The 21441-nt window shown below is 74.8% G+C and carries 21 protein-coding genes; 10 read left to right on the top strand and 11 right to left on the bottom strand.

What is annotated here, in order from left to right; translation table 11 throughout:
- The first annotated feature begins 331 nt into the window (after window positions 1-331).
- The 4 genes from BLR12_RS01200 to BLR12_RS01185 all read left to right on the top strand — a co-directional run bounded on the left by BLR12_RS01200 (window position 332) and on the right by BLR12_RS01185 (window position 4389).
- Entirely contained in the window at window positions 332-778 is a 447-nt protein-coding gene (locus BLR12_RS01200) for a hypothetical protein (protein ID WP_091372382.1), read from the top strand.
- Between the two features lie 68 nt (window positions 779-846).
- Window positions 847-1950 carry a sigma-70 family RNA polymerase sigma factor gene (locus tag BLR12_RS01195; protein ID WP_091372379.1) on the top strand — a complete coding sequence of 368 codons (1104 nt, stop codon included), beginning with the start codon at window positions 847-849 and terminating at the stop codon, window positions 1948-1950.
- 943 nt (window positions 1951-2893) lie between these two features.
- Window positions 2894-3355: an NAD(+)--rifampin ADP-ribosyltransferase gene (gene arr, locus BLR12_RS01190; RefSeq protein ID WP_091372376.1), complete on the top strand. Its 462-nt coding sequence runs from the start codon at window positions 2894-2896 to the stop codon at window positions 3353-3355.
- Between the two features lie 692 nt (window positions 3356-4047).
- Window positions 4048-4389, top strand: coding sequence for a hypothetical protein (locus BLR12_RS01185; RefSeq protein ID WP_091372375.1), 342 nt, complete (start codon window positions 4048-4050; stop codon window positions 4387-4389).
- Window positions 4390-4498: 109 nt separating this feature from the next.
- Here BLR12_RS01185 and BLR12_RS01180 read toward each other — a convergent pair whose 3' ends face one another.
- On the bottom strand, window positions 4499-4786 hold the full coding sequence (locus tag BLR12_RS01180) for a hypothetical protein (protein WP_091372372.1): 288 nt from the start codon (window positions 4784-4786) through the stop codon (window positions 4499-4501).
- A 267-nt stretch (window positions 4787-5053) separates the two neighbouring features.
- Between BLR12_RS01180 and BLR12_RS01175 the strand changes: the two genes are divergently transcribed.
- Entirely contained in the window at window positions 5054-5398 is a 345-nt protein-coding gene (locus BLR12_RS01175) for a hypothetical protein (protein ID WP_091372369.1), read from the top strand.
- Window positions 5395-6153 carry a hypothetical protein gene (locus BLR12_RS01170; protein ID WP_091372367.1) on the top strand — a complete coding sequence of 253 codons (759 nt, stop codon included), beginning with the start codon at window positions 5395-5397 and terminating at the stop codon, window positions 6151-6153. Before BLR12_RS01175 ends, BLR12_RS01170 begins: the two co-directional genes overlap by 4 nt.
- Window positions 6154-6241: 88 nt before the next feature.
- Here the strand turns inward: BLR12_RS01170 and BLR12_RS01165 are convergent, their stop codons facing one another.
- The 4 genes from BLR12_RS01165 to BLR12_RS01150 form a co-directional block, all read right to left on the bottom strand.
- Window positions 6242-8263: an NlpC/P60 family protein gene (locus tag BLR12_RS01165; RefSeq protein WP_091372365.1), complete on the bottom strand. Its 2022-nt coding sequence runs from the start codon at window positions 8261-8263 to the stop codon at window positions 6242-6244.
- Between the two features lie 115 nt (window positions 8264-8378).
- Entirely contained in the window at window positions 8379-8636 is a 258-nt protein-coding gene (locus BLR12_RS01160; RefSeq protein WP_091372361.1) for a hypothetical protein, read from the bottom strand.
- A 226-nt stretch (window positions 8637-8862) separates the two neighbouring features.
- On the bottom strand, window positions 8863-10179 hold the full coding sequence (locus BLR12_RS01155; protein ID WP_091372358.1) for a citrate synthase: 1317 nt from the start codon (window positions 10177-10179) through the stop codon (window positions 8863-8865).
- A gap of 92 nt (window positions 10180-10271) precedes the next feature.
- Window positions 10272-11681: a class II fumarate hydratase gene (locus tag BLR12_RS01150; protein WP_091372355.1), complete on the bottom strand. Its 1410-nt coding sequence runs from the start codon at window positions 11679-11681 to the stop codon at window positions 10272-10274.
- A 152-nt stretch (window positions 11682-11833) separates the two neighbouring features.
- On the opposite strand from BLR12_RS01150, the gene BLR12_RS01145 reads away from it, so the two are divergent.
- Together BLR12_RS01145 and BLR12_RS01140 are read left to right on the top strand one after the other, a co-directional pair.
- Entirely contained in the window at window positions 11834-12331 is a 498-nt protein-coding gene (locus BLR12_RS01145; protein WP_091372353.1) for a hypothetical protein, read from the top strand.
- 88 nt (window positions 12332-12419) lie between these two features.
- A complete protein-coding gene (locus BLR12_RS01140; protein ID WP_091372350.1) occupies window positions 12420-13073 on the top strand; it encodes a DUF1707 SHOCT-like domain-containing protein in 654 nt (217 codons plus the stop codon).
- Between the two features lie 68 nt (window positions 13074-13141).
- Here BLR12_RS01140 and glpX read toward each other — a convergent pair whose 3' ends face one another.
- Window positions 13142-14194, bottom strand: coding sequence for a class II fructose-bisphosphatase (gene glpX / locus BLR12_RS01135; RefSeq protein WP_255363227.1), 1053 nt, complete (start codon window positions 14192-14194; stop codon window positions 13142-13144).
- Between the two features lie 70 nt (window positions 14195-14264).
- On the opposite strand from glpX, the gene BLR12_RS01130 reads away from it, so the two are divergent.
- A complete protein-coding gene (locus BLR12_RS01130; protein ID WP_091372347.1) occupies window positions 14265-14858 on the top strand; it encodes a DUF4245 domain-containing protein in 594 nt (197 codons plus the stop codon).
- On the opposite strand, the gene BLR12_RS01125 is transcribed toward BLR12_RS01130, so the two are convergent.
- From BLR12_RS01125 to BLR12_RS01115, 3 genes are all read right to left on the bottom strand, one after another.
- Entirely contained in the window at window positions 14846-15064 is a 219-nt protein-coding gene (locus tag BLR12_RS01125; RefSeq protein WP_091372345.1) for an exodeoxyribonuclease VII small subunit, read from the bottom strand. The two genes, BLR12_RS01130 and BLR12_RS01125, sit on opposite strands and share 13 nt — an antisense overlap.
- Before the next feature lie 65 nt (window positions 15065-15129).
- Window positions 15130-16350 (bottom strand): exodeoxyribonuclease VII large subunit, encoded by a 1221-nt coding sequence (xseA, locus tag BLR12_RS01120; protein ID WP_091372342.1) that lies wholly within the window; start codon window positions 16348-16350, stop codon window positions 15130-15132.
- A 94-nt stretch (window positions 16351-16444) separates the two neighbouring features.
- Window positions 16445-17941: a hypothetical protein gene (locus BLR12_RS01115; protein WP_091372340.1), complete on the bottom strand. Its 1497-nt coding sequence runs from the start codon at window positions 17939-17941 to the stop codon at window positions 16445-16447.
- Window positions 17942-18159: 218 nt separating this feature from the next.
- Here BLR12_RS01115 and BLR12_RS01110 point away from each other — a divergent pair, with 218 nt between their 5' ends.
- On the top strand, window positions 18160-19122 hold the full coding sequence (locus BLR12_RS01110; RefSeq protein ID WP_091372337.1) for a 4-hydroxy-3-methylbut-2-enyl diphosphate reductase: 963 nt from the start codon (window positions 18160-18162) through the stop codon (window positions 19120-19122).
- 76 nt (window positions 19123-19198) lie between these two features.
- Here BLR12_RS01110 and BLR12_RS01105 read toward each other — a convergent pair whose 3' ends face one another.
- Together BLR12_RS01105 and BLR12_RS01100 are read right to left on the bottom strand one after the other, a co-directional pair.
- Complete coding sequence (locus BLR12_RS01105) at window positions 19199-20005, bottom strand: DUF6542 domain-containing protein (RefSeq protein WP_143018666.1); 807 nt, start codon at window positions 20003-20005, stop codon at window positions 19199-19201.
- A 234-nt stretch (window positions 20006-20239) separates the two neighbouring features.
- Window positions 20240-21358 (bottom strand): DNA recombination protein RmuC, encoded by a 1119-nt coding sequence (locus BLR12_RS01100; protein WP_255363226.1) that lies wholly within the window; start codon window positions 21356-21358, stop codon window positions 20240-20242.
- Between the last annotated feature and the right edge of the window lie 83 nt (window positions 21359-21441).

Below are 21441 nucleotides of genomic sequence, written 5' to 3'. Positions count from 1 at the left end.
CGCGCCGGCCGAGCAGGCACCGGCCGCCGCGACCGTGCCCGAGCCGGCCGGGGACGCCGCGCCGGCCCCCGCTGCCGCCGCGACCGTGCCCGCCGGTCGCGAGCCGGCCCCGGAGGCACCCCGAGGCTGACAGAACTGGCCGGGGCACCACCCCCGGCTCTTGTGGGATTCTGCTGAGCACCGCACCGGCGTGCTCCTGCGGCTGATCGACACAGGCAAGACCTGCCGAAGAGATGCCCTGACATTGCGTATGGCACAGCGAGAGTTGTGGGCGTCCCCGGGTCGCTGATGCGCGAGAGTTGCCCCAAGCACGTCACAGGGGGCGATCACGATGCAACACAGCGCTATCACCGAGTCCGGCGGCCAGCTCGCCACGGTCGTCGGTTCCGCCGCGGGATCCGACACCGTCGTGGTGCACGTGCAGCTGCGCCCGCGCCGCGGGTCGACCCGGCGCTGCCTGGCTGCCCTCGCCGAGCTGGCCGGCGCGCACCCGGCGGTGTCCTTCACGCTGACCGGTCTGAGCAAGGACGACCGGGTCGTGCGGGTCACCGTCGGCGTCGAGCTCGGCCCGCGGGCCGCCGTCGCCCGCTTCTCGCCGCAGGCGCAGGCCGCCTACGCCTTCGTCAGCTCGGTGTTCACGACGCTGTACGACCACATGCCGGTCTACACCGTCGAGCCGGGCGACGCCGAGCGCGCCGCGGCCGCCGACCTCATGGTCCGGCTCGCCGCCGGCCCGGCGGCCGAGGCCGCCGTCCCGGCCGAGCAGATCCCCGCCTGATCCACTCCCGGGCGTCCTCCGCGGCGCCCGACGCGGCCACGTCTTCCCCACAGCGCCGAGGAGTCCCGGTGAACCACCCGACTGCCACCCCCGTCGACGACACCCCCGCTGCCGCACGCGGCCGCGCCCCGCTGGTCTTCGGCGGCGTCCCCGAGGCCGAGGGCTGGGCCCTCGCGCCGATCACGCCGCGCGACCGGGTGCACTTCCGGACCGACCGCGAGCTGCCGCTCGAGCAGTTCCGCGCCGCGCTGCCGGAGGGCGTCACCGTCAGCTACGACCAGGGCGACGGCCTCTACCGCGTCGACGGCGCCTGCGGCACGGCCTCGGTGCTGGCCGAGTGGGTCAGGGCGTGGTGCGCCGGGCAGGAGACGGTGACCGTGGGGCTGCGCGCGGAGACCGACGTCCGCCGCCGCGCGCCGCGCGACCTGCCGCCGGCCTTCCTCGACGAGCTCTGCCGGCACTACCTGCCGGTCAGCCTGAAGCGGCTGCAGCGGAACATGAGCACCATCCGGCTGCACCTGCCGGACCCCGACGACCTCACCCAGCAGGTGAGCGAGTGGATCCTCAAGGCCGTCGGGCAGTTCGACGAGGGCAAGGGCGTCCCGTTCGGGGCGTTCCTGGCCACCCAGCTGTCGAAGTGGGTGCACGACCTGGGCCGCAACGCCCACGGCCGCACCGCCGCCGACACCGAGCACAAGCAGCAGAAGGCGGTCGCGGCCTTCCTGGCCGAGCACCAGCGGCGGCCCAGCGAGAAGGAGCTCGCCGCCTACATGGGGCAGAGCGTGGCGACCCTGCGGCGCAACTCGCAGACGGTGGCGACGCTCAACGGGCTGCGCAACCTGCAGTCCCTGGACGGCGTCGGGCCGGACGCCACCGAGATCATGCTGCCGGACACCCACGAGGCGCCCGACGAGATCATGGGCGAGGCCGAGCAGACGCTGCTGTCGCACGCGCTGACCGCGGCCTGCGCGCCGGACCCCGACGCGCGGCCGGACCAGCGGGCGGGCCAACCCAACGTCCTCGGCTGGGCCACGTGGTACCTGACCACCTGGGGCGGCCAGACCAAGACGCAGCTGTCCGCGGACCTGGGCACCTCGGTGCGCAACATGAACGTGCACGCCGACCGGGTGGAGCGGGCGCTCAAGCAGCGGCTGGCCGAGCTCGCGGACTGACAGCGCGGCCGCCGACCACCACCCTGGCCGGTGCAGCGCGGGCAGCGGGTCGCGTGTCCCGAGCGGCCCACCACGGGGCTCCTGGAGGCGGACGTGCGACGCGTGCACCCGCCGTCCTGCTCGCTGCGCCGCGACGTCCAGTCCTGGATCGCCGCGATCACACGGTCGGTGTTGCGCCGCCCGCGTCCGTGGTCGAAGGACAACAGCCGGCTCCGCGGACGGCTGGAGATCCGGGCCTCGGGATGCGCGGGGTCTCCGCGCAGCTCGACGGTGACGTGCTCACCGGAACTGCCCCAGCTCCAGCCGGTGTCGGCCGCGAACCGACCAGCGTCCCCATCGGCGTGCCGGATCTCGGCAGGCAGGCTGAGGAAGGCGACCTCGACGCGGAAGGGCAGGTCGGGGCCGCCGCGCACCACGACCGTCGAGGACTGGCGGGGCCCGAGTCCGTACCCTGCTCCCGTCCGGCGCTCGCTGAGGAGACTCAACGTGCCCACCAACGTGACGGCGAGGGCGGCCGCGATCCCACCCGAGGCCACGAGGGCCGGCAGTCCCGCGGACCCGTCCTCCGCCCGGAAGCCGGCGACGTTCCAGACGAGGATCCCGATGGGGAGTCCGGGCACGAGGAGGGCCGCACCGTAGACCCGCAGGACGTGCACGGTTGCACACCTGGACGGGCCGCCGGTGTCCGGCGTCTCCTGGCAGGGACTGGTCACGGGGTCGGAGGGACCTCGACGACCCCAGCGCGAGGTCGGCCGCTGTCCTCGAGCACCGACTCCGTGACACCCACGGGCTCCCGTGCGGTGACGGTGTGATGCAGGCTGTCGCCCCGAGCGCGTCCACTGCCACCCGGCACTGCCGGCCTCGTCGCCGTTGCGGTGACGATGGATGAGCCGTGCCCGTCCAGCGGCGGCGGCTGACCGTGGTGTGGGAGGAGGAGTCGGGAATGGGCGAGGACACCAGCACCCACGTCCCCGTGACCTACGGACGCTGCGAGCACATCAGGGGACCCTTCTACCACGGGACGAGGTCCGCGCTCGAGGCCGGCGATGTGCTGGTCCCCGGCTACGGCTCCAACTTCCAGCAGGGCCGGGTCTCGAACCACGTCTACTTCACCGCGCTCGTGGACACAGCCGCCTGGGGAGCAGAGCTGGCGACCGCGCTGGCCGGGATCGCGGAGCGGGGACGCATCTACGTCGTCGAGCCCCTGGGCCCCTTCGAGGACGACCCGAACGTGACCGACAAGAGATTCCCCGGCAACCCCACGCAGTCCTACCGCACCCGCCATCCGCTGCGCGTCGTCGGCGAGGTGGACAGCTGGCAGGGCCATGACCCGCAGGTCGTGAAGGGGATGCTGGATCACCTGGCGCTGCTGCGGGAGCAGGGACTCGACGTCATCGAGGACTAGGAGGACACAGCAAGAGCATGAGGACGCTTCCGACGCTGGCCGTGGGCGTGCTCTTCATGCTGTCCGGCTGCGTCGGAGCCATTCACTGCAGCGAATCGAGCGCCTCCTGTGGTCAGCCGATGTCCAGGTGCTCCTTTGCTACGGGCCTGACAAACCGAGCCGCGTCCCACTGGCCGAGCGGAGGCCGCTTCAGGAGCAGGCGTTGCCCTATCTCGAAGGGCGGCCACGGCCTCACGGTGACTACTCTGACTTCGCCGTGGCAGAGTTCCGTAACGGCCAGCGCTCCATGGTCATCTTTGAGCGGAGCTGCTGACTCTTACGGAAGGGATAAGACGGACAAAAAGCTCGACTCCGACGTCCTCCACCCACCAGAGAATGAGCCTGGCTACCAGCCCTACTGCGAACGCCGTGAGCAAGCGAGCCTTGGCACGTCGCCAATAAAAGCGCTCTCGCTGCATGACGCGGAATGGAGTGTTGGTGGTGTCGGCGTGCGGGTCTGACTGTCTCTGCAGCCCTCACGGCGAGCCGGCCGAATGTCCCAAAGCGGCCACTCTGGGACAGGTCGTTCGCCGCGTCCCGTGTACGTGCAGCGGCGGGGCAACCGTTCAGGCGACCTGACTGGTGCTGCGGTCCGCCCTAGGTGATCATGACGACGTGCCGCCACCGACGCCCGTCCGCCGGATGACAGGGCCATGACGACGTCGGGTCGGAAGGCTGGTGTCGCGCTCACGGTCGTGGCCGACGCCCTGTGGTTGGTCGTCGTCATCGCCATCCTGGCGACCCCGCCGGAGGACGGCGCGAACATCGGCGCGGGCGTCCTCGGCCTACTCGCCCTGCCGCTGTCCATCGTGGCGGCGGCCGTGCTGATCACCACGGCGGACTCGACCGCACCTCGTGTGGCGAGTGCCGCCTCCATAGCACTGTGGGCGGTCTGCGTGGCCCTTTCCTGGACCTACGTCGGACTGGCGGCGATCCTGGCCCTCAGCACGAGCGCCGTCCTCGTCGGCACGGCTCGCCGACGCCAACGGCGCTAGCGGGCTCTTGACCAAAGGCTGTCCACGCATTCGCGGGTGCCTCTAAAGCCGCCTTGTGCCCATAGCGGCCCACTCAAGGACACGTGGCCGGTCGATGTCAGAGGTGTGTCTACCAGCGGCGTTGCCAGCGCGAGAGCGCCAGCCGCCCTCGTGCCAACAAGATCGCCAGGGGGTTCCCGTCCTGCTGCGCCTGTCGCAATGCTCGCTTGCCTTGTCGGACTGACCCAGAGTCGGACAAGTGCCAGGCGGCAGGTACGACATGCCCGTACATGACGTAGGCGCAGAAACCCCCGAGGAGAAGGGCCGGGATCCAGCCGTCACCGGCCCAGAAGCCCAATGCTGTCGCACCGATCACCCAGAGGGTGGCCAGTAGCGAAACGGTGACCCCGATCAGCACGACCGGAAGGCTAGCGACTGCCAAGCTCCTAGGGCTTCGTTGTCCATGACACGCATGGCCGCTGAGATGCGACAGACGACTCCTGTCGCTGAAGCCGCCTCCTGGGCACACGGGTCGGACGCGGCGCCAGCCGGCGTCGACCGCGGGAATGTGGCGCGATCCGGGTCCACCGCCGCTCCCGCCTGCCGATGTAGACGACGTGAGACAGCGCAGGGGAGCCCGCCGCGACCGCGGTGCCGAGCTCCTCCAGGCCGGGGGAGGTGCGCGGTGAGCGCGCTCGCCGAGGGCGGGGCCGTGCCCGACGTCCTGGTCCCGCACTGGCTGACCGCCGCCGAGCGGGAGGAGCTGCGGACCGTCGTCCGCCGTGCGCTGGACGCCGGCGCGGTGCACCCGCTGGCCGCCTTCCACCTCGCCGACGTGCTCACCGAGCTGCACGTGGCCACAGCCCGGGACGTCGTGTGGCCCTCGTCGGCCGCACGCGTGCGCCGGGTGACCGGCTGGGGCGCCGACGTCCTGCCGGTGCGGCTGTCGGCCCGGGAACTGGCCAGCGTGCTGGAGCTCTCCGCGCTGGCCCCCGCCCTGCGCACCGCGCTCTGCCAGGACCGCGTGTGAGCGCCGGCCTGTTCGGCGGCTCCGGGCTGGTCCTGCGCCTGCGCGCCGCGCCGGTCACGACGGCCGACGTCGTGCGGGCCGCCGAGGAGGTGCTGCCGGTCCTGGCGACCGGGGGGCTGCTGCTCTCGGTGGTCGCCGACCGTGCCGACGGTCCGGTGCTCGTGGTCGAGGAGGACGAACGGTCCGCGCGCGTGCCGCTGCGCGACCTGGCCGAGGACATGACCGACGCCCGCGTCGACCCGTCGCCCGAGGGTGTCGCCGCCGCGCTGACCGGCTGGGTGCTCGACCGGCCGGTCCCCGACGCGGTGGCGGCCGAGGCCGGCGTCGCGGTGCTGGACTGGACCGACCGGACCGAGACCAGCGTCGGCTGGCGGGTCGTCGTCCTCCGGGGCGACCGCGCGCTGCCCTGGGCGCCCTCGGCCGGGCTGGACCGGCGTGCCGTCGAGCGCGTCCGGGTGGCGGCGGGAGAGCGTGCCGCCACCGTCGAGGGAGACCTGCGGATCGAGGGCCCGGTGGCCCTGTGGTCGCACCCGGAGGTGCCGCTGCTGGCCTCCTCGGTGCTGGCGGCCCCGGAGCTGCTGCTCACCCGCATCGCGGCCGCGGGGGTCGACCTGCAGGACCCGCACGTCGTCGTCACGCCGCACGCGCCGCTGGCCTGCGCCGGTGCCGGGGTGGCCGCGCGGCTCGCCGGGGAGACCGGTGAGGCCTGCCAGCGGCTGCCCTGGCGGCAGCTCGCCCGCCTCCGCTGGATCTAGGAAGCCCCCCGCCTCCCACCGTTCGCAGGCTCGCGGTGGGACCCCGCCGGGCAGCCATCTCACGCTCGGCGCGCCGTGGCGTCCCCCGTCACGCCAGGTGGCCGTACTCCCAGTGCCACGGCTCGGGCTTCTCGCCGCCCTGCCGCGCCCAGTCCGGCTGCACGAACCCGAACTGCCCGGCGTTGGCGGCCATCCACGCGGACTGCGCGGTGCCGGCGATGTTGATGCCGCCGCAGAGGTCGACCGCCAGCGCCCACCCGTGGTTCGACGTGCCGGGCACCGCGGCCAGTGCCGGCTTGGCGCGGAACGCGGCGACCTGTGCACCGAAGGACCGGTAGGAGTCGGTGATGCACAGCGGGCCGCCGAAGGCCGCACGGTACGCCTCCGCCAGCGCGGTGTAGCCGGCCGCGGCGTCGCAGCGCAGCGCGTGGCCGCGGGCGATCGAGCACAGCGCGGTCGAGGGGATGGTGCCGTTCGACCAGCCGCCCCAGGCGGGGCTGACCAGGCCGGCGGGCGCGGGCGGCGCACCGCACGGGCCCCGGCCGGCGGTGCCCGCCGGCAGGGCGGCGTTCGGCTGCGCGGGTGCGGGCAGGGTGACCCGCACGGCGCCGGCGCCGTCCCCGACGGGGCGGACACCGACCTGGTACCCGGCGGCCGAGGCGGCCACGACCTGGCCCTCGCCCACGTAGAGGCCCACGTCGCTCCCGCCGTCGGTGAACACCAGGTCACCGATCTGCAGCTGGGACAGCGGGACGGCGGCACCGGAGGTCCACTGGTCGCCCGCGGCGGCCGGGACCGCGTGGCCGGCGAGCAGCCAGGCGGTGGAGGTCAGCCCGCCGCAGTCGAAGGCGTCCGGGCCGGTCCCGCCGGGGACGTAGGGCCGGCCGACCTGGGCCAGTGCGGAGCTGACCGCGGCCACGGTCTCGGCCGGGAGCACGGTGACCGGGCGGTTGCCGGCCGCGGCCCAGGCGACGCCGGGCACCGGCTGGCCGGCGCCGTCGAGGGCGGGGGACAGGCCCGCCGGCAGCGCGGCCGGGTCGGCCAGGGCCGCCGCGGGGGGCGACTCGATGCCGGCGCCGGCCAGCACGGCGAGGTGGTCCTGCCAGCGGCGCAGCGCCTGCTGGTTGGTCTCCTGCTGAGCGGCGGCGGCCTGCCCGGTGCCCATCGACGCCAGGTGGGCGGCGACGTCGGTGCGCAGTCCACCCACCTCGGCGCGCACCTCGTCGAGGATCGCGTCGGCACGCTCCTGCACGGCCGCGAGCGCGGCCTCGGCCACCGCCACGCGACGGCCGGCGAGCGCGAGCTCCACCGCGGCGCGGTCGGCGCGGACGACGTCGGCGTCGAGGTCCTGGGCGGCGCGCTCGGCGACCGCGGCCGCGGAGAGGACGCCCGGGGTGGCCGAGGCGTCCCGGACGTCGAGGGCGAGCAGCGGGGTGCGCGCGTCGACCGACGACCGGTAGAGCGCCGCGGCGCCCGCCCCGACCGTCTCGCGTGCGGCGGCCACCTGCTGCCCGGCGGCCTGCTCGGCCGCGCGGGCGGCCGCCAGCTCGGCCCGCAGCTCGGCGAGGTCGGGCTGCAGGGCGCGGTAGCGGGCGGCGCCGTCGAGCAGGGACCCCTGCGCGGCGAGTGCCAGGGAGGGGGTGTCGGTCGGCTGCGCGGCGGTCCCGGTCGGCTGGACGCCGGGGCCCACCAGGCCGGCGACGACCGGCAGGACGAGACCGAGGGCGGCGAGGGACAGCCGGGCCCGCCAGCGGCGGGCGTCGACGGCGAGCCAGCCGCGGAGCGGGCCGCGGCCCGCGGCCGTCGTCCGGCGCGTCCGGGTCTTCGTCCGGCCCCGGGCGGGGGCAGGACGGCGCCCGGGTGCGGGCCGGCGGCCGGGCGTGGCGGGGGTGCTGCCGGTGGTCGCGGCGGCCCGGGCGGCCAGCACCGCACGCAGCGCCCGCGCCTCGTCGGCGGTCAGCGTCGGTCGGGCGGCGGCAGTGCGGGTCGTGGCGGTGCGGGTCGAGGCGGTGCGGGTCGTGGAGGTGCGCGCGGCGGCGGTACGGGCGGCAGCGGTGCGCCTGGCGGCCGTGGTCCGGGCGGCGGGGGCCGGCGTGCGGGGTGCGGGCACTGCGGATCCCCCGGGCGGTCTCGTCGTACGTGTCCGGCGCCGCGGCGTTCCGCGGTGCGCTCAGACCTCGTATCGACGGACGGGAGGAGTCCCCGGAGGGAGGGGGGAGGTGCTCTCACCCCTCCGGGTGAGGGTGATCCGCAGGTGGCACCCGTTCGGCGTACACGCCGGGCGGCCGTGCGGTGCGGTCGGCCGGTGGCCACCAGCCGCCGTGGTGGTGCTCCAGCGGGATGCGCAGCTCCTCGCCGTCCTCGGTGGAGACGACGAGCTCCACCCGGGCCACCCGGCGGTCGGCGCCGCCGACGCGGACCGCCCCGCCGGTGGCCAGCGGCAGGGGCGGCAGCACCAGGTCGTCGTCGGAGGGCTCGGCCATGGGACTCCCTCCCGGGGCATCGGTGCGGACGGACGTGGGCCCATGCTGCCCGAGACGCCGAGGTCCCGTCGTCCGGGGCGGACGACGGGACCTCGTAGACGGTGACGTGCTGGAAGGGCCCCCTCCCAGGGGCCCTTCTACGGAGCGTGGGGTGCAGGGGGAGGACGGACCCCGCTGCACCCCGCCGCTCGCGAGCTCGCGGCGGGCCCCTGCAGCGGGGCCGGGGTCAGCGGTCGCCGACCGGCACGAACCGGCGCTCGGTGGCGCCGGTGTAGACCTGCCGCGGGCGGCCGATCTTGGTGGCCGGGTCGTTGATCATCTCGCGCCACTGGGCGATCCAGCCGGGCAGCCGGCCGAGGGCGAACAGCACGGTGAACATCCGCGTCGGGAAGCCCATCGCCCGGTAGATCAGCCCGGTGTAGAAGTCGACGTTCGGGTAGAGCTTGCGCTCGACGAAGAAGTCGTCGGACAGCGCGATCTCCTCCAGCCGGCGGGCGAGGTCGAGCAGCTCGTTGTCCCCGCCGAGCTTGTCGAGCACGGTGTCGGCGGTCTGCTTGACGATCGCCGCGCGCGGGTCGTAGTTCTTGTAGACCCGGTGACCGAAGCCCATGAGCTTGACGCCGGGCTCCTTCTTCTTCACCCGCTCGACGAACCGGTCGATGTCGCCGCCCTCGCGCTGGATGGACTCCAGCATCTCCAGCACCGACTGGTTGGCCCCGCCGTGCAGCGGGCCGAACAGCGCGTTGATGCCGGCCGAGATCGACGCGAACAGGTTGGCCTGCGAGGAGCCGACCAGCCGCACCGTCGACGTCGAGCAGTTCTGCTCGTGGTCGGCGTGCAGCACGAACAGCATGTCCAGCGCCGCGGCCAGGTCCGGGTCGACCTCGTAGGGCTCGGCGGGGAAGCCGAACGTCATCCGCAGGAAGTTCTCGGTCAGCCCGAGGGAGTTGTCCGGGTAGAGGAACGGCTGCCCGACCGACTTCTTGTACGCGTACGCCGCGATCGTCGGCAGCTTCGCCAGCAGGCGCAGCGTCGAGATCTCGACCTGGTGGGAGTCGAAGGGGTCCAGGGAGTCCTGGTAGAAGGTCGACAGGGCGCTCACCGCCGACGACAGCACCGGCATGGGGTGCGCGTCGCGGGGGAAGCCCTTGAAGAACTGCTTGAGGTCCTCGTGCAGCAACGTGTGCCGCCGCAGCCGGGAGTCGAACTCGGCCAGCTGGTCGGCGGTGGGCAGCTCGCCGTAGATCAGCAGGTAGCTGACCTCGACGAAGCTGGCCTTCCCGGCGAGCTGGTCGATCGGGTAGCCGCGGTAGCGCAGGATCCCGGCGTCACCGTCGATGTAGGTGATCGCCGAGGTGCACGCGGCGGTGTTGACGAAGCCGATGTCCAGCGCGACCTGTCCGGTCGTCGCCAGCAGCTTGCTCGTGTCCAGGCCGTCGGACCCCTCCGTGGCCGGGACCACGCGCAGGGGCAGTTCTCCACCGGGATAGCGCAGGGACACGTCGGGGTTGCCGGCCGTGGGTGCGCTCGCTGTCTCGCTCATCAGCCGGGACGCTACTCATGTTCCGGGGGGTACCACCACGCCCCGCCGGATGGGCGGGGCGGATCCGGTGCCGGAACCGCCCCGCCGCGGCCTCACGGGTGGGTCATCGAGAGGACGTCGAGGGCCTCGTCGAGCTGCTGTTCGGTGAGCTTCCCCTGCTCCACGTAGCCGCGCTCCACGACCACCTGGCGGATCGTCTTCTGCTCGGCCAGCGCCTGCTTGGCGACCTTGGCCGCCTCCTCGTAGCCGATGTACTTGTTCAGCGGCGTCACGATGGACGGCGAGGACTCGGCGTAGGTCCGGCACTGGTCGACGTTGGCGACGATCCCGTCGACGCAGCGGTCGGCCAGGATGCGGCTGACGTTGGCCAGCAGCCGGATCGACTCGAGCACGTTGCGGGCCATCAGCGGCAGCGTCACGTTGAGCTCGAAGTTGCCGGTGGTGCCGGCGAAGGTCACCGCGGCGTCGTTGCCGATCACCTGGGCGGCGACCTGGATGGTCGCCTCCGGGATCACCGGGTTCACCTTGCCCGGCATGATCGAGCTGCCCGGCTGCAGGTCGGGCAGCTGGACCTCGCCCAGGCCGGTGCGCGGGCCCGAGCCCATCCAGCGCAGGTCGTTGGCGATCTTCACCAGGCCGACGGCGATGGTCTTGAGCTGGCCGGAGGCCTCGACCAGGCCGTCGCGCGAGCTCTGCGCCTCGAAGTGGTCGCGTGCCTCCGACAGCGGCAGGTCCAGCTCGGCGGCCAGCCGCTCGATGATCGCGGCGGCGAAACCGGGCGGGGTGTTGATGCCGGTGCCGACCGCGGTGCCACCCAGCGGGAGCTCGCCGATGCGCGGCAGCGAGGCCTGCAGCCGCTCGACCCCGTAGCGCACGGCCGCGGCGTACCCGCCGAACTCCTGCCCGAGGGTGACCGGGGTGGCGTCCATGAGGTGGGTGCGCCCGCTCTTCACCACCTCGGCGAACTCCCCGGCCTTGCGGGAGAGCGAGGCCTCGAGGTGCCGCAGGGCCGGGATCAGGTCGCGGACGATCGCCCGTGTCGCGGCCACGTGGATGGCCGAGGGGAAGACGTCGTTGGACGACTGCGAGGCGTTGACGTGGTCGTTCGGGTGCACCGGCGAGCCGAGCGCCTCGGTGGCGAGGGTCGCGAGCACCTCGTTGGTGTTCATGTTGCTCGACGTGCCGGAGCCGGTCTGGAAGACGTCGATGGGGAAGTGGTCGTCCCACTCCCCGCGGGCCACGGCTTCGGCGGCGGTGCCGATCGCGTCGGCGGTCTCCTGCGGGAGGACGCCGAGGGAGGCGTTCACCGCGGCCGCCGCGCCCTTGATCGCGGCCAGCGCGGCGATCAGCTCGCGTTCGATGGGCGTGCCCGAGATGGGGAAGTTCTCGACGGCGCGCTGGGTCTGCGCGCGCCACTTCGCCCAAGCGGGGACCCGCACCTCGCCCATCGAGTCGTGCTCGACGCGGTAGTCCGCTTCGGTGGCCGTGTCCTGAGGGGGCATGCCGCAGCTCCCGTGGTGTGTGTGGTGACAGTGCTCCGACAGCGACCCTAGAGGCCGCGGAGGTCACGCCCGGGACGGCTCCGACGTGGGGAGCCGCCCGCGCGGCCCGGGAGCCCTATCGTGCGGCGTCCACCGTGGTCAGAGGAGCGCCCGTGTCCCAGCCGTACGACGCCGTCCCGCCGCCCGCTCCCGACTGGGTGGCGCAGACGCCGGCGTGGCCCGCCCCGCCGGCCCACCCCGCGCCAGTGCCCGTGGCGGATCCGCGGCGCGGCACCGGCAGCCTCGTCGCGGCCGCCGCCGTGGGGGCCGCGGTGCTCTCCGTCGGCGTCCTCGTCGCGGCGCTGCTGTCCTCGCTGCTGCTCTCCTCCGCCCTGACCCGAGCCATGGAGGCGCAGACCGAGGCGGTGTTCGGTGGCGGCTCCTCCGCGAGCGGGACGGTGGTCGAGCAGGGCGACCCGGTGGAGCCGGGCGTGCTGGGCGACGACCCGGAGTTGGACGGCTACGCCGCGGACTGCTTCGCCGGCACCCTGGACGCCTGCGACCAGCTGTTCTACGAGTCCACGCCGTTCTCGGAGTACGAGCGCTACGGCAGCACCTGCGGCGGCCGGGTCAAGCCCTACACGGTCGCCTACTGCGCCGACCTGGACTGAGAAGGACCCCGTCCTCCCGACCCTCCGCACGCTCAGGGCGGGTCCCGGGACGGGGCCTGAGGACCGCGGCTCCACTACGGTCGGTCGGGTGGAGCCCGGCGCCGTCCCCGAGAAGCCGGTCGTGCGCGCCTCGGACGCCGACCGCGAGGCCACCGTGACCCGACTGCAGCGCGCGGTGGGCGAGGGGCGCATCGACCTGTCCGAGTTCGGTGAGCGGGTCGAGGCCGCCTACGCCGCCGGCACGCTGGCCGACCTGGCGGCGCTGGTCGCCGACCTGCCCCCCGACGGGCCGCCTCCGGTGGAGATCGTCGGCACGCGGACGCCGGAGGAGCTGTCCAACGTCTTCGGCGACATCCGGCTCGCCGGGGTGGCCGAGGCGCCGCGGCGCCTGTCCACCGTCTTCGGCGACGTCCGGCTGGACCTGCGGGGCTTGCGCACCGACCGGGACCGGGTGGAGGTGCACCTGCAGACCTGGTTCGGCGACGTCGACGTGGTCGTCCCCGAGGGGGTGGACGCCGAGCTGCACGGCCGGACGGTCTTCGGCGACCGCAGGACCGACCTGGCGCCGGTGCCGCGGCTGGCCGGCACGCCGCGGATCGTCGTCCACGCGCGCAGCGTGTTCGGCGACCTGCGGCTGCGCAGCCTGGCGCCCGGGGAGTCGGCGAGCCGGTGGCGGGCGATGGTCGACCGCCTCGCCCAGCGGCACCTCCCCCCGGGACCTCCGCCGCCCCGGCTCAGCTGACCGGTCCGGGCCGGCCGGAGGGCCCGTGCCGAGCCCGCGAGGCGTGGCGTGGGGGAGGGGCGGTCCTCCTACGGTTCGGACGGTTCGAAGGGGATCGCGGAGTAGGCGCGCAGCTTCTCCAGGGAGTGCAGGCTCTCGATCGAGCGGATGGTGCCCGACTTCGACCGCATGACCAGCGACTGCGTGGTGCAGCCGCCGGACCGGTACTGCACGCCGCGCAGCAGCTCGCCGTCGGTGATGCCGGTGGCCACGAAGAAGACGTCGCCGCGCACGAGGTCGTCGATGTGCAGCACCCGGTCGAGGTCGTGGCCGGCGTCGATCGCCTTCTGCCGCTCGTCGTCGTCCTTGGGCCAGAGCCGGCCCTGGAGCGCACCACCCATGCACTTGAGCGCGCAGGCGGTGATGATCCCCTCCGGCGTGCCGCCGATGCCCATGAGCAGGTCGACGCCGGTGCCCTCGCGCGCGGCGGCGATCGCGCCGGCCACGTCGCCGTCGGTGATGAACTTGATCCGGGCGCCGGCCTCGCGCACCTCGTGGACCAGCTGCTCGTGGCGGGGGCGGTCGAGGATGCAGACGGTGACCCCGGCGACGGAGCTCTTCTTGGCCTTGGCGACCCGGCGGATGTTCTCCGCGACCGGGGCGGTGATGTCGATGACGTCGGCCGCGGCCGGGCCGGTGGCGATCTTGTCCATGTAGAAGACCGCGGACGGGTCGTACATGGCGCCCCGGTTGGCGACCGCCATCACCGCGATCGCGTTGGGCATGCCCTTGGCCATCAGCGTGGTGCCGTCGACCGGGTCCACGGCGACGTCGCACTCCGGTCCCGTCCCGTCGCCGACCTCCTCGCCGTTGAACAGCATCGGGGCCTCGTCCTTCTCGCCCTCCCCGATGACGACGACGCCCCGCATGCTCACCGTGCCGATCAGCGAGCGCATCGCGTCGACGGCTGCGCCGTCGCCACCGTTCTTGTCGCCCCGGCCGACCCAGAGACCGGCGGCCATGGCGCCGGCCTCGGTGACCCGCACCAGCTCCATGGCGAGGTTGCGGTCGGGTGCCGGGCGGTCGGGGCGGAAGCTGTCCCCGGCGTGGGTCGCGGGGCCGTCGGGCAGGGGCAGGGACACGCAGACCTCCTGTGGCCGCCGCTCGACGCTGAACGGCGGGGTGGGGCGACAGTCCTGTCATCCTAGGGGGGTGAGCTCCGCCGGTCCGACCAGTCAGCCTCCCGCGCAGGCCCCCTCGCCCGCGATCGAGCGGGCCAACCGGATGAGCGCGGCCAACATGCTGCGGTCGCTGGCCCCGCTGGTGGTCATCTGCCTGGCGCTGGCCGGCTGGATGGCCTTCCAGCAGTCCGAGGCCGACACCCTCCCGGAGGTCGACCCCGCGAGCACCCTGCAGCTGGCCGCCGCCCGCGCCGGCTACCCGGTGGTCGCGCCGACCGGCCTGCCGGAGGGGTACACCGTCACCTACGCCCGCACCGACGCCGGCGAGGCGGAGGCCGGCGACCCGGTGACCCTGGAGATCGGCCACCTGACGCCGTCGGGGGAGTTCGCCGGTTTCGTGGTCAGCGACGACGCGCGGGCGGCCGCGGTGGACGACGTCCTGTCCGGCGCGCAGGAGCAGGGCACCGTCGAGCTCGGCGGCCAGGACTGGACCCGGGGGACGACGCAGCGCGGGGAGACCGTGCTCTCCCGCACCGCCGACGACACCACCCTGCTGGTCACCGGCTCGGCGACCGACGCGGAGCTGGAGACCGTCGCCGCGGCGGTGCGGCCCTACTCCGGCTGACCGCCCGGGGTGGCCTGGGCCAGACGCTCCCGGGCCCGGTCCAGCCAGTGCTGGCACAGCTCGGCCAGCTGCTCGCCGCGCTCCCACAGGCCGAGTGACTCCTCGAGGGTCAGCCCGCCGGCCTCCAGCCGCCGGACGACGTCGGCCAGCTCCTCGCGCGCCTGCTCGTAGGTGGTCGTCGGCTGCTCGTCCGGCTCCTCGCTCACCACGTCCTCGGTTCGCTCCCGCAGAGCGCTCCGTTCCTCGCTGCGATGCTCGCGCTCCTGTCCGCTCACGGCTCCCCATCCTCCCTGGCGACCCGCACCGGCAGCCGGCCGCCCGCCACCCGCACCGACAGCCGCTCGTCGTCGGCCACCTCGGCGGGCTCGCGGACCAGCGACCCGTCGGCCCGCTGGACGACGGCGTAGCCGCGCTGCAGCGTCGCGGCCGGGGAGAGCGCGGCGACCCGGGCGCGGGCGTGCTCCAGGTCGCGCTCGGCGCCCTCCAGCCGGTGGACCAGGGTGCGCCGCGCGCGCGTGCGCAGCTGCTCCACGTCGTCCCCCCGGCCGTGCAGCAGCCGCTGCGGGTCGGCCAGGGCCGGGCGGCTGCGGACGCTGTCCAGCCACCGCTCCTGCTGCTCCAGGCGGGTACCGAGCAGGTGCCGCGCCCGCGCCCGCAGCCCGTCCACCAGCCGGCGCTGCTCGCCGATCTCGGGCACCACCCTGTGCGCGGCGTCGGTGGGGGTCGCGGCCCGGACGTCGGCGGCGTGGTCGACCAGCGTCGTGTCGGTCTCGTGGCCGACGGCGGTGACCACCGGGGTGCGGCAGGCGGCGATCGCGCGCACCAGGCCCTCGTCGGAGAAGGGCAGCAGGTCCTCCACCGAGCCGCCACCGCGGGCGACGACGATCACCTCGACCTCGGGGTCGCGGTCCAGCCGCTGGAGGCCCTCGATGACGGACGCGGCCGCCATGGGCCCCTGCACCAGGCTGTGGTGGACGGCGAACCGGACGGCCGGCCAGCGGCGGCGGGCGGTGACCAGCACGTCCCGCTCGGCGGCGCTGTCGCGGCCGGTGACCACCCCGACGACGGCCGGGGCGAACGGCAGCGGGCGTTTGCGGGCGGCGTCGAAGAGCCCCTCGGCGGCCAGCAGCCGGCGGATCCGCTCGATGCGGGCCAGCAGCTCACCCAGGCCGACGGCGCGGATCTCGGTGGCGCGCAGCGAGAACGACCCGCGGGCGATGTAGTAGTCCGGCCGCGCCCGCACGACCACCCGCGCGCCCTCGGCCAGCTCCAGGCCCGGGCGGTCGACGACGTCCCGGCTGCAGGTCACCGGCACCGACAGGTCGGCGGCCGGGTCGCGCAGGGTGAGGAAGACCGTCGCCGCCCCGCGCCGTGACAGCTGGGCCACCTGCCCCTCGACCCAGACCTCGCCCAGCCGGCCGATCCACTCGGCGACCTTGCGGGCCACCGTGCGGACCGGCCAGGGGGCTTCCGGCGTGGAGGGGGACGTCACGTCCCGAGCGTGTCAGACCGGTCCGACGCCCCACGGGCTCGGGCCCGGCCCCCCTGCAGGGGCCCGCCGCGAGCCTGCGAGTGAGAGTCCTTCTTCACGCGCCCCGCGGGGCGAGCGGGCTGTCCTCGACGGCCTGGCGCTCCAGCTTCTCCAGCCGGTTGCGCAGCATCCGCAGGTAGGGCTCGCGGCCCCGGGTGGCCTCCTCGTAGGCGACCAGGTCCTGCACGGTGGACAGCTGGTAGCCGCGCAGCCGTCCCCGCAGCTGGGCGATGGTGAAGCCGTCGTAGCCCTGGACGGGTGCGGCCCCGGCGGCCCCGGCGCCGGTCGTGTCCGCGGCTTCGTCGGCGGTCGGGCTCTCGTCGACGTCCGTGCGGACGCCGGTCGCCGCGGCCACGTCGGTGCCGTTCCCGTCGGCGGTGCTGGTGTCGTCGGCCGTGACGGGCGCCGACGTGTCCTCACCGGCGCCGAGCGCGTCGTCGACCGCGGCGCCCGCGGCGGTGACCACCTCGTCGCCGGTCCCCGTGGCGTCCGTGTCGTCGGCCGCAGGTGCGGTGGACGGCTGCTCACCGGTCGCGGCGGCGACCTCGGTGCCGCCCTCGTCGGTGGCGACCGCGTCGTCGGTCGCGGTGGGCGCCGAGGTGTCCTCACCGGTGCCGAGGGCGTCGTCGACCGCGGCGCCCGCGGCGGTGACCACCTCGTCACCGCTCCCCGTGGCGTCCGTGTCGTCGGCCGCGGGTGCCCCGGACGGTTCCTCGGTAGCTGCCTCGGGCGCGGCCACGCCCTCGTCGGTCACCGTGCCCTCGACGGTCGCGACGCCGCCGTCCGGGGTGAGGACGTCGACCTCGGTGGTCACGTCGGGAGCGCCGGCCTCCTCGCCGACCGGGGACCCCCCGGGGTCGCTCGGCACCGGCGCCGACGGGTGCACGTCGAACTCGGTCGCCTCGGCGTCCAGCAGGGACGGCGGCGGGGTCGTGGGGCTCTCGGCGATCTCGTCGGTGTCGACGGTGCCGGTGTCGCCGGTGCCGCCGTCGACCAGCGCGCTGTCGGGGGCGCCGTCGGCCTCCAGCAGCGCGGTCTCCAGCGCGTCCTCGGTGCTGAGCCCGGGCTCGGCGCGGTCCAGGTCGAGACCGGCCGCGGCGACCTCGTCGGAGATGTCCGCGAGCGCCTCGACGACCTCCTCGGGCGCCGGGTCGGCGGGCAGTCCGGAGACCTCGTCGTCGATGAGGGCGGCGGCCTCCTCGTCGATCTCCTCGTCGTCGACCGCCACGGTGGCGCGGTCGAAGGGCGTCTCCCGGTCGAACCCGGGGGCGCGGTCGAACGCGGAGGTGCGGCCGGCGCCGGGCTCGGGCAGGTCCTCGTCGAAGGTCGCCAGCCCCGGCTCGGCTTCGCCGCGCAGCCCGGTGAACACCTCGTCGCCGCGGGCGACCAGGCCGGAGTAGTGCTGCTGCACCTTCATCGTGGCCTGCATGGCCAGGCCGATCACCCGGACCGGCAGGGCGACCAGCGTGTGCGGCAGCTGGCGGGCGTCGTCGATGACGGTGGCGGCCAGACCGACGGCGGCGCGGACGGCCTGGGGGATCTCACGCGACATGGCCCCACCCTGCCCCGAAACGCCGCGACCGACACCCGCGTGTCGGCGCAGAACACACGGATGGTGGTACGTGTCTCGTCCCAGGTGCCCGCCGGAGGCGGCCCCCTGCAGGGCCCTGGTGTGAGCTGGCCGACACCGCGGGCGGGCGGCCCCTGCAGCGGGCCGGTGTGAGCCTGCGAACACCGGGGGGCAGGGGGTCCTTCTCCTACCATGGGGTCATGGCTGATCAGCGCGGACGGGTCCTGCTGGCCGATCCCCGGGGCTACTGCGCCGGCGTCGACCGGGCGGTGGTCGCGGTCGAGCGCGCCCTGGAGATCCACGGCGCCCCGGTCTACGTCCGCAAGCAGATCGTCCACAACAAGCACGTGGTGGCGACGCTCGAGCGGCGCGGGGCGGTCTTCGTCGACGAGACCGACGAGGTGCCCGAGGGCTCGGTCGTCGTCTTCAGCGCGCACGGCGTCTCGCCGGCCGTGCACGAGGAGGCCGCGGCCCGGCAGCTCAGGACGATCGACGCCACCTGCCCGCTGGTGACCAAGGTGCACCAGGAGGCCAAGCGGTTCGCCCGCGACGACTACGACATCCTGCTCATCGGCCACCGCGGGCACGAGGAGGTCGAGGGCACCGCCGGTGAGGCGCCGTCCCACATCCAGCTCGTCGACGGCGCCGACGACGTCGCCACCGTGCAGGTGCGCGACCCCGAGAAGGTCGTGTGGCTGTCCCAGACCACGCTGTCGGTCGACGAGACGCTGGCCACCGTCGACCAGCTGAAGACCCGTTTCCCCGGTCTGCAGTCCCCGCCGAGCGACGACATCTGCTACGCCACGCAGAACCGGCAGCAGGCCGTCAAGCAGATGGCCGCCGAGTGCGACCTGGTGATCGTCGTCGGCTCGACCAACTCGTCGAACTCGGTGCGGCTGGTCGAGGTGGCGCTGGAGGCCGGCGCCCGTGCCTCGTACCTGGTCGACTTCGCCGCCGAGATCGACCCGGCCTGGCTGGAGGGCGTGGGCACCGTCGGTGTCACCAGCGGCGCCTCGGTGCCCGAGGTGCTGGTGTCGGAGGTGCTCGACTGGCTGGCCGAGCGTGACTACGCCGACGTGTCGACGGTCAAGGCCGCCGAGGAGCGCCTGGTCTTCGCGCTGCCCCACGAGCTGCGCCCGAAGCGCGCGGAGAACCCCGCCTGACGCCGCAGCCGACCGGGTGGCCCCGTCCCGGGCCCCGCCCCGAGCGTGCGCAGGGTGGGGAGGGAGGGGTCCTCCATCAGCGGCGGGCGGCCCAGCGGATCAGCCCGACGACCACGGCGGCGGCGGTGGCGATCGCCATCGCGGGGAAGCCGCGGATCAGCAGGGTGGCCACCGACGCCGCGTTCAGCGAGGCCGACGGCGCCAGCGCGGTGTTCAGCACGGCGACCAGGACGTAGACCAGCGGCGGGGCGACCAGCGCGGTGGACAGGTCGCGGCGGCGGACGACCAGGGCCGCCACGGTGCTGGCCGCGGTGAGGGCCACGACGGTCACCAGGCCGAGGCCGGCGGCGAGCCAGGACTCCAGGGCCGCCGCGCCCAGGGTGACGAGGAAGACCAGCAGGACGGCGACCAGGCCGCGCACCCTGCCGCTCTCGGGCGCCGGGGCGCTCGCGACGCGGCGGGCCGGCCGGGGGTTCGCGGGCCGGGGCTCCGGCGGCCGTGGACCGCGGCTGCGCGCGTCACGGTCATCGCGGGGCCGGTCATCGCGGGGCCGGTCCTCGCGGAGCCGGTCCTCCCGCAGGCGGTCCTCCCGGCCGCGGGAGCGCGGGTCGGCGTCCGCGTGGACGGGGACGTCCCGGACCGGGCGGGCGACCCGCTCGCCCGGCACGCGCGGGCGGGCCGGAGCCGGGCGCTCGTCGCGGCCGCGGGCGGAACGCGCCATGTCCTCGGGGAACGGGGGCAGCTCGGTCGACCGCATCCGCGGGGGCGGCGGCGGGACCGGCGGGCGGCCGATGCGCGACACGTACTCGGCCGCCTCGGGACGGGCCGGCAGGCGCCGGCCGGCGCGCGACCCGGACTCGCGCCAGGTGTCGGCTGTGCTCACCGAGGTCATGGCGGCCTCCCGTCCCCCTCGTTCGCGGACCACCTCGCGGCGGTCCCTGTCGAGGGCAACGGTAACGACGGCCGGAGGGCCGCCGCGGGAGGACGGCACCGACGCGCACTGTGCAGAAGTGCCAAAACGGCAGGCCCAGGGCGTCACCTGGGGTGGCCGGCGGGACGGGTGTGACGGCACGCTACGGGCGCGACGCCGGGGGCATCCCGGGTTGCCCCGGGATGGTCAGCCGGTGGTGCCGTCGCGCTCCACGGGCGCCGGCGGGACATGCGGGCGGGACAGCTCGGCCGCCAGCGGCTGACCGGGGGGTGCCGGCGGCTCCGCCGGGCGCAGGGTGCGCACCGTCGCCTCCACCACCGCCGGGGTGGGGACGGCCGTCTCGGCGACCCCGAGGTCGTCGAAGCGGCGGGCGGCGACCAGCACCGAGCTCTCGTAGGAGCCGACCGTCTCGTTGTAGCGGGTGAGCGTCGAGGACAGCGCCGAGCCCAGCCGGGTGAGGTGGCCGGACAGCGTGCTGAGGCGAGCGTGCAGCCGGCGGCCGACCTCGAGCACCTGGTCGGCGTCGCGTGCCAGCCGCTCCTGCCGCCACGAGTAGGCGACGGTGCGCAGCAGCGCCAGCAACGTGCTGGGGGTGGCCAGCACGATGTCACGCGCGAAGCCGTACTCCAGCAGGCCCGGTTCGGCCTCCAGCGCGGTGGTCAGGAACCCGTCGGAGGGGACGAAGAGCACCGTGAACGGGGCCGCGGGCCGGAACGCGGTCGGGTAGCGCCGGGCGGAGAGGGCGTCGACGTGGGTGCGCAGCTGGCGGGCGTGCGCGACCACCCGCTCGGCGCGGACCGCGACGTCCTCGGCCTGCACCGCCTCGATGTAGCCGGTGAACGGCACCTTGGCGTCGACCACCACCTGGCGACCGTCGGCGAGGGTCACCACGAGGTCCGGCCGCACGCCCGCGCCGGCGTCGTTGGTGCCCGACGGCTGCTCGACGAAGTCGCAGTGCTCCAGCAGCCCGGCGACCTCCACCACCCGGCGCAGCTGCACCTCGCCCCAGCGGCCGCGGACGTGCGGGGTGCGCAGCGCGGTGACCAGCGCGGCGGTCTCCTGCCGGAGCATCGCCGAGGTCTGCCCCACGGTGCCCATCTGCTCGCGCAGCTCGCCGTGGGCGGTGGCGCGGTCGCGCTCGATGCCGGCCAGCAGCCGGTGCAGGTGGTCCAGCGACTCGTGCACCGGCTCCAGGCCGTCGTCCGCGGGCCGGCGGCGCGACACCAGCGCGACCACCCCCAGGGTGACCGCGGTGGCCAGCAGCGCGCCGAGGACCAGACCGGTGAGCAGCGAGGCGGCGTCCACGGTCGGGAGCCTGCCCGACCGGACCGACACTTCCCGGGAGCCCCGCCCGTGCCCCGGCCAGCAGGTGCCTTTCGCGCGCGGAA

This window comes from Geodermatophilus sp. DSM 45219, assembly GCF_900104025.1.
In the GTDB taxonomy this organism is placed as follows: domain Bacteria; phylum Actinomycetota; class Actinomycetes; order Mycobacteriales; family Geodermatophilaceae; genus Geodermatophilus.
The sequence above is the reverse complement of the archived record's forward strand: the minus strand, read 5'-3'. Positions and strand labels throughout refer to the sequence as shown.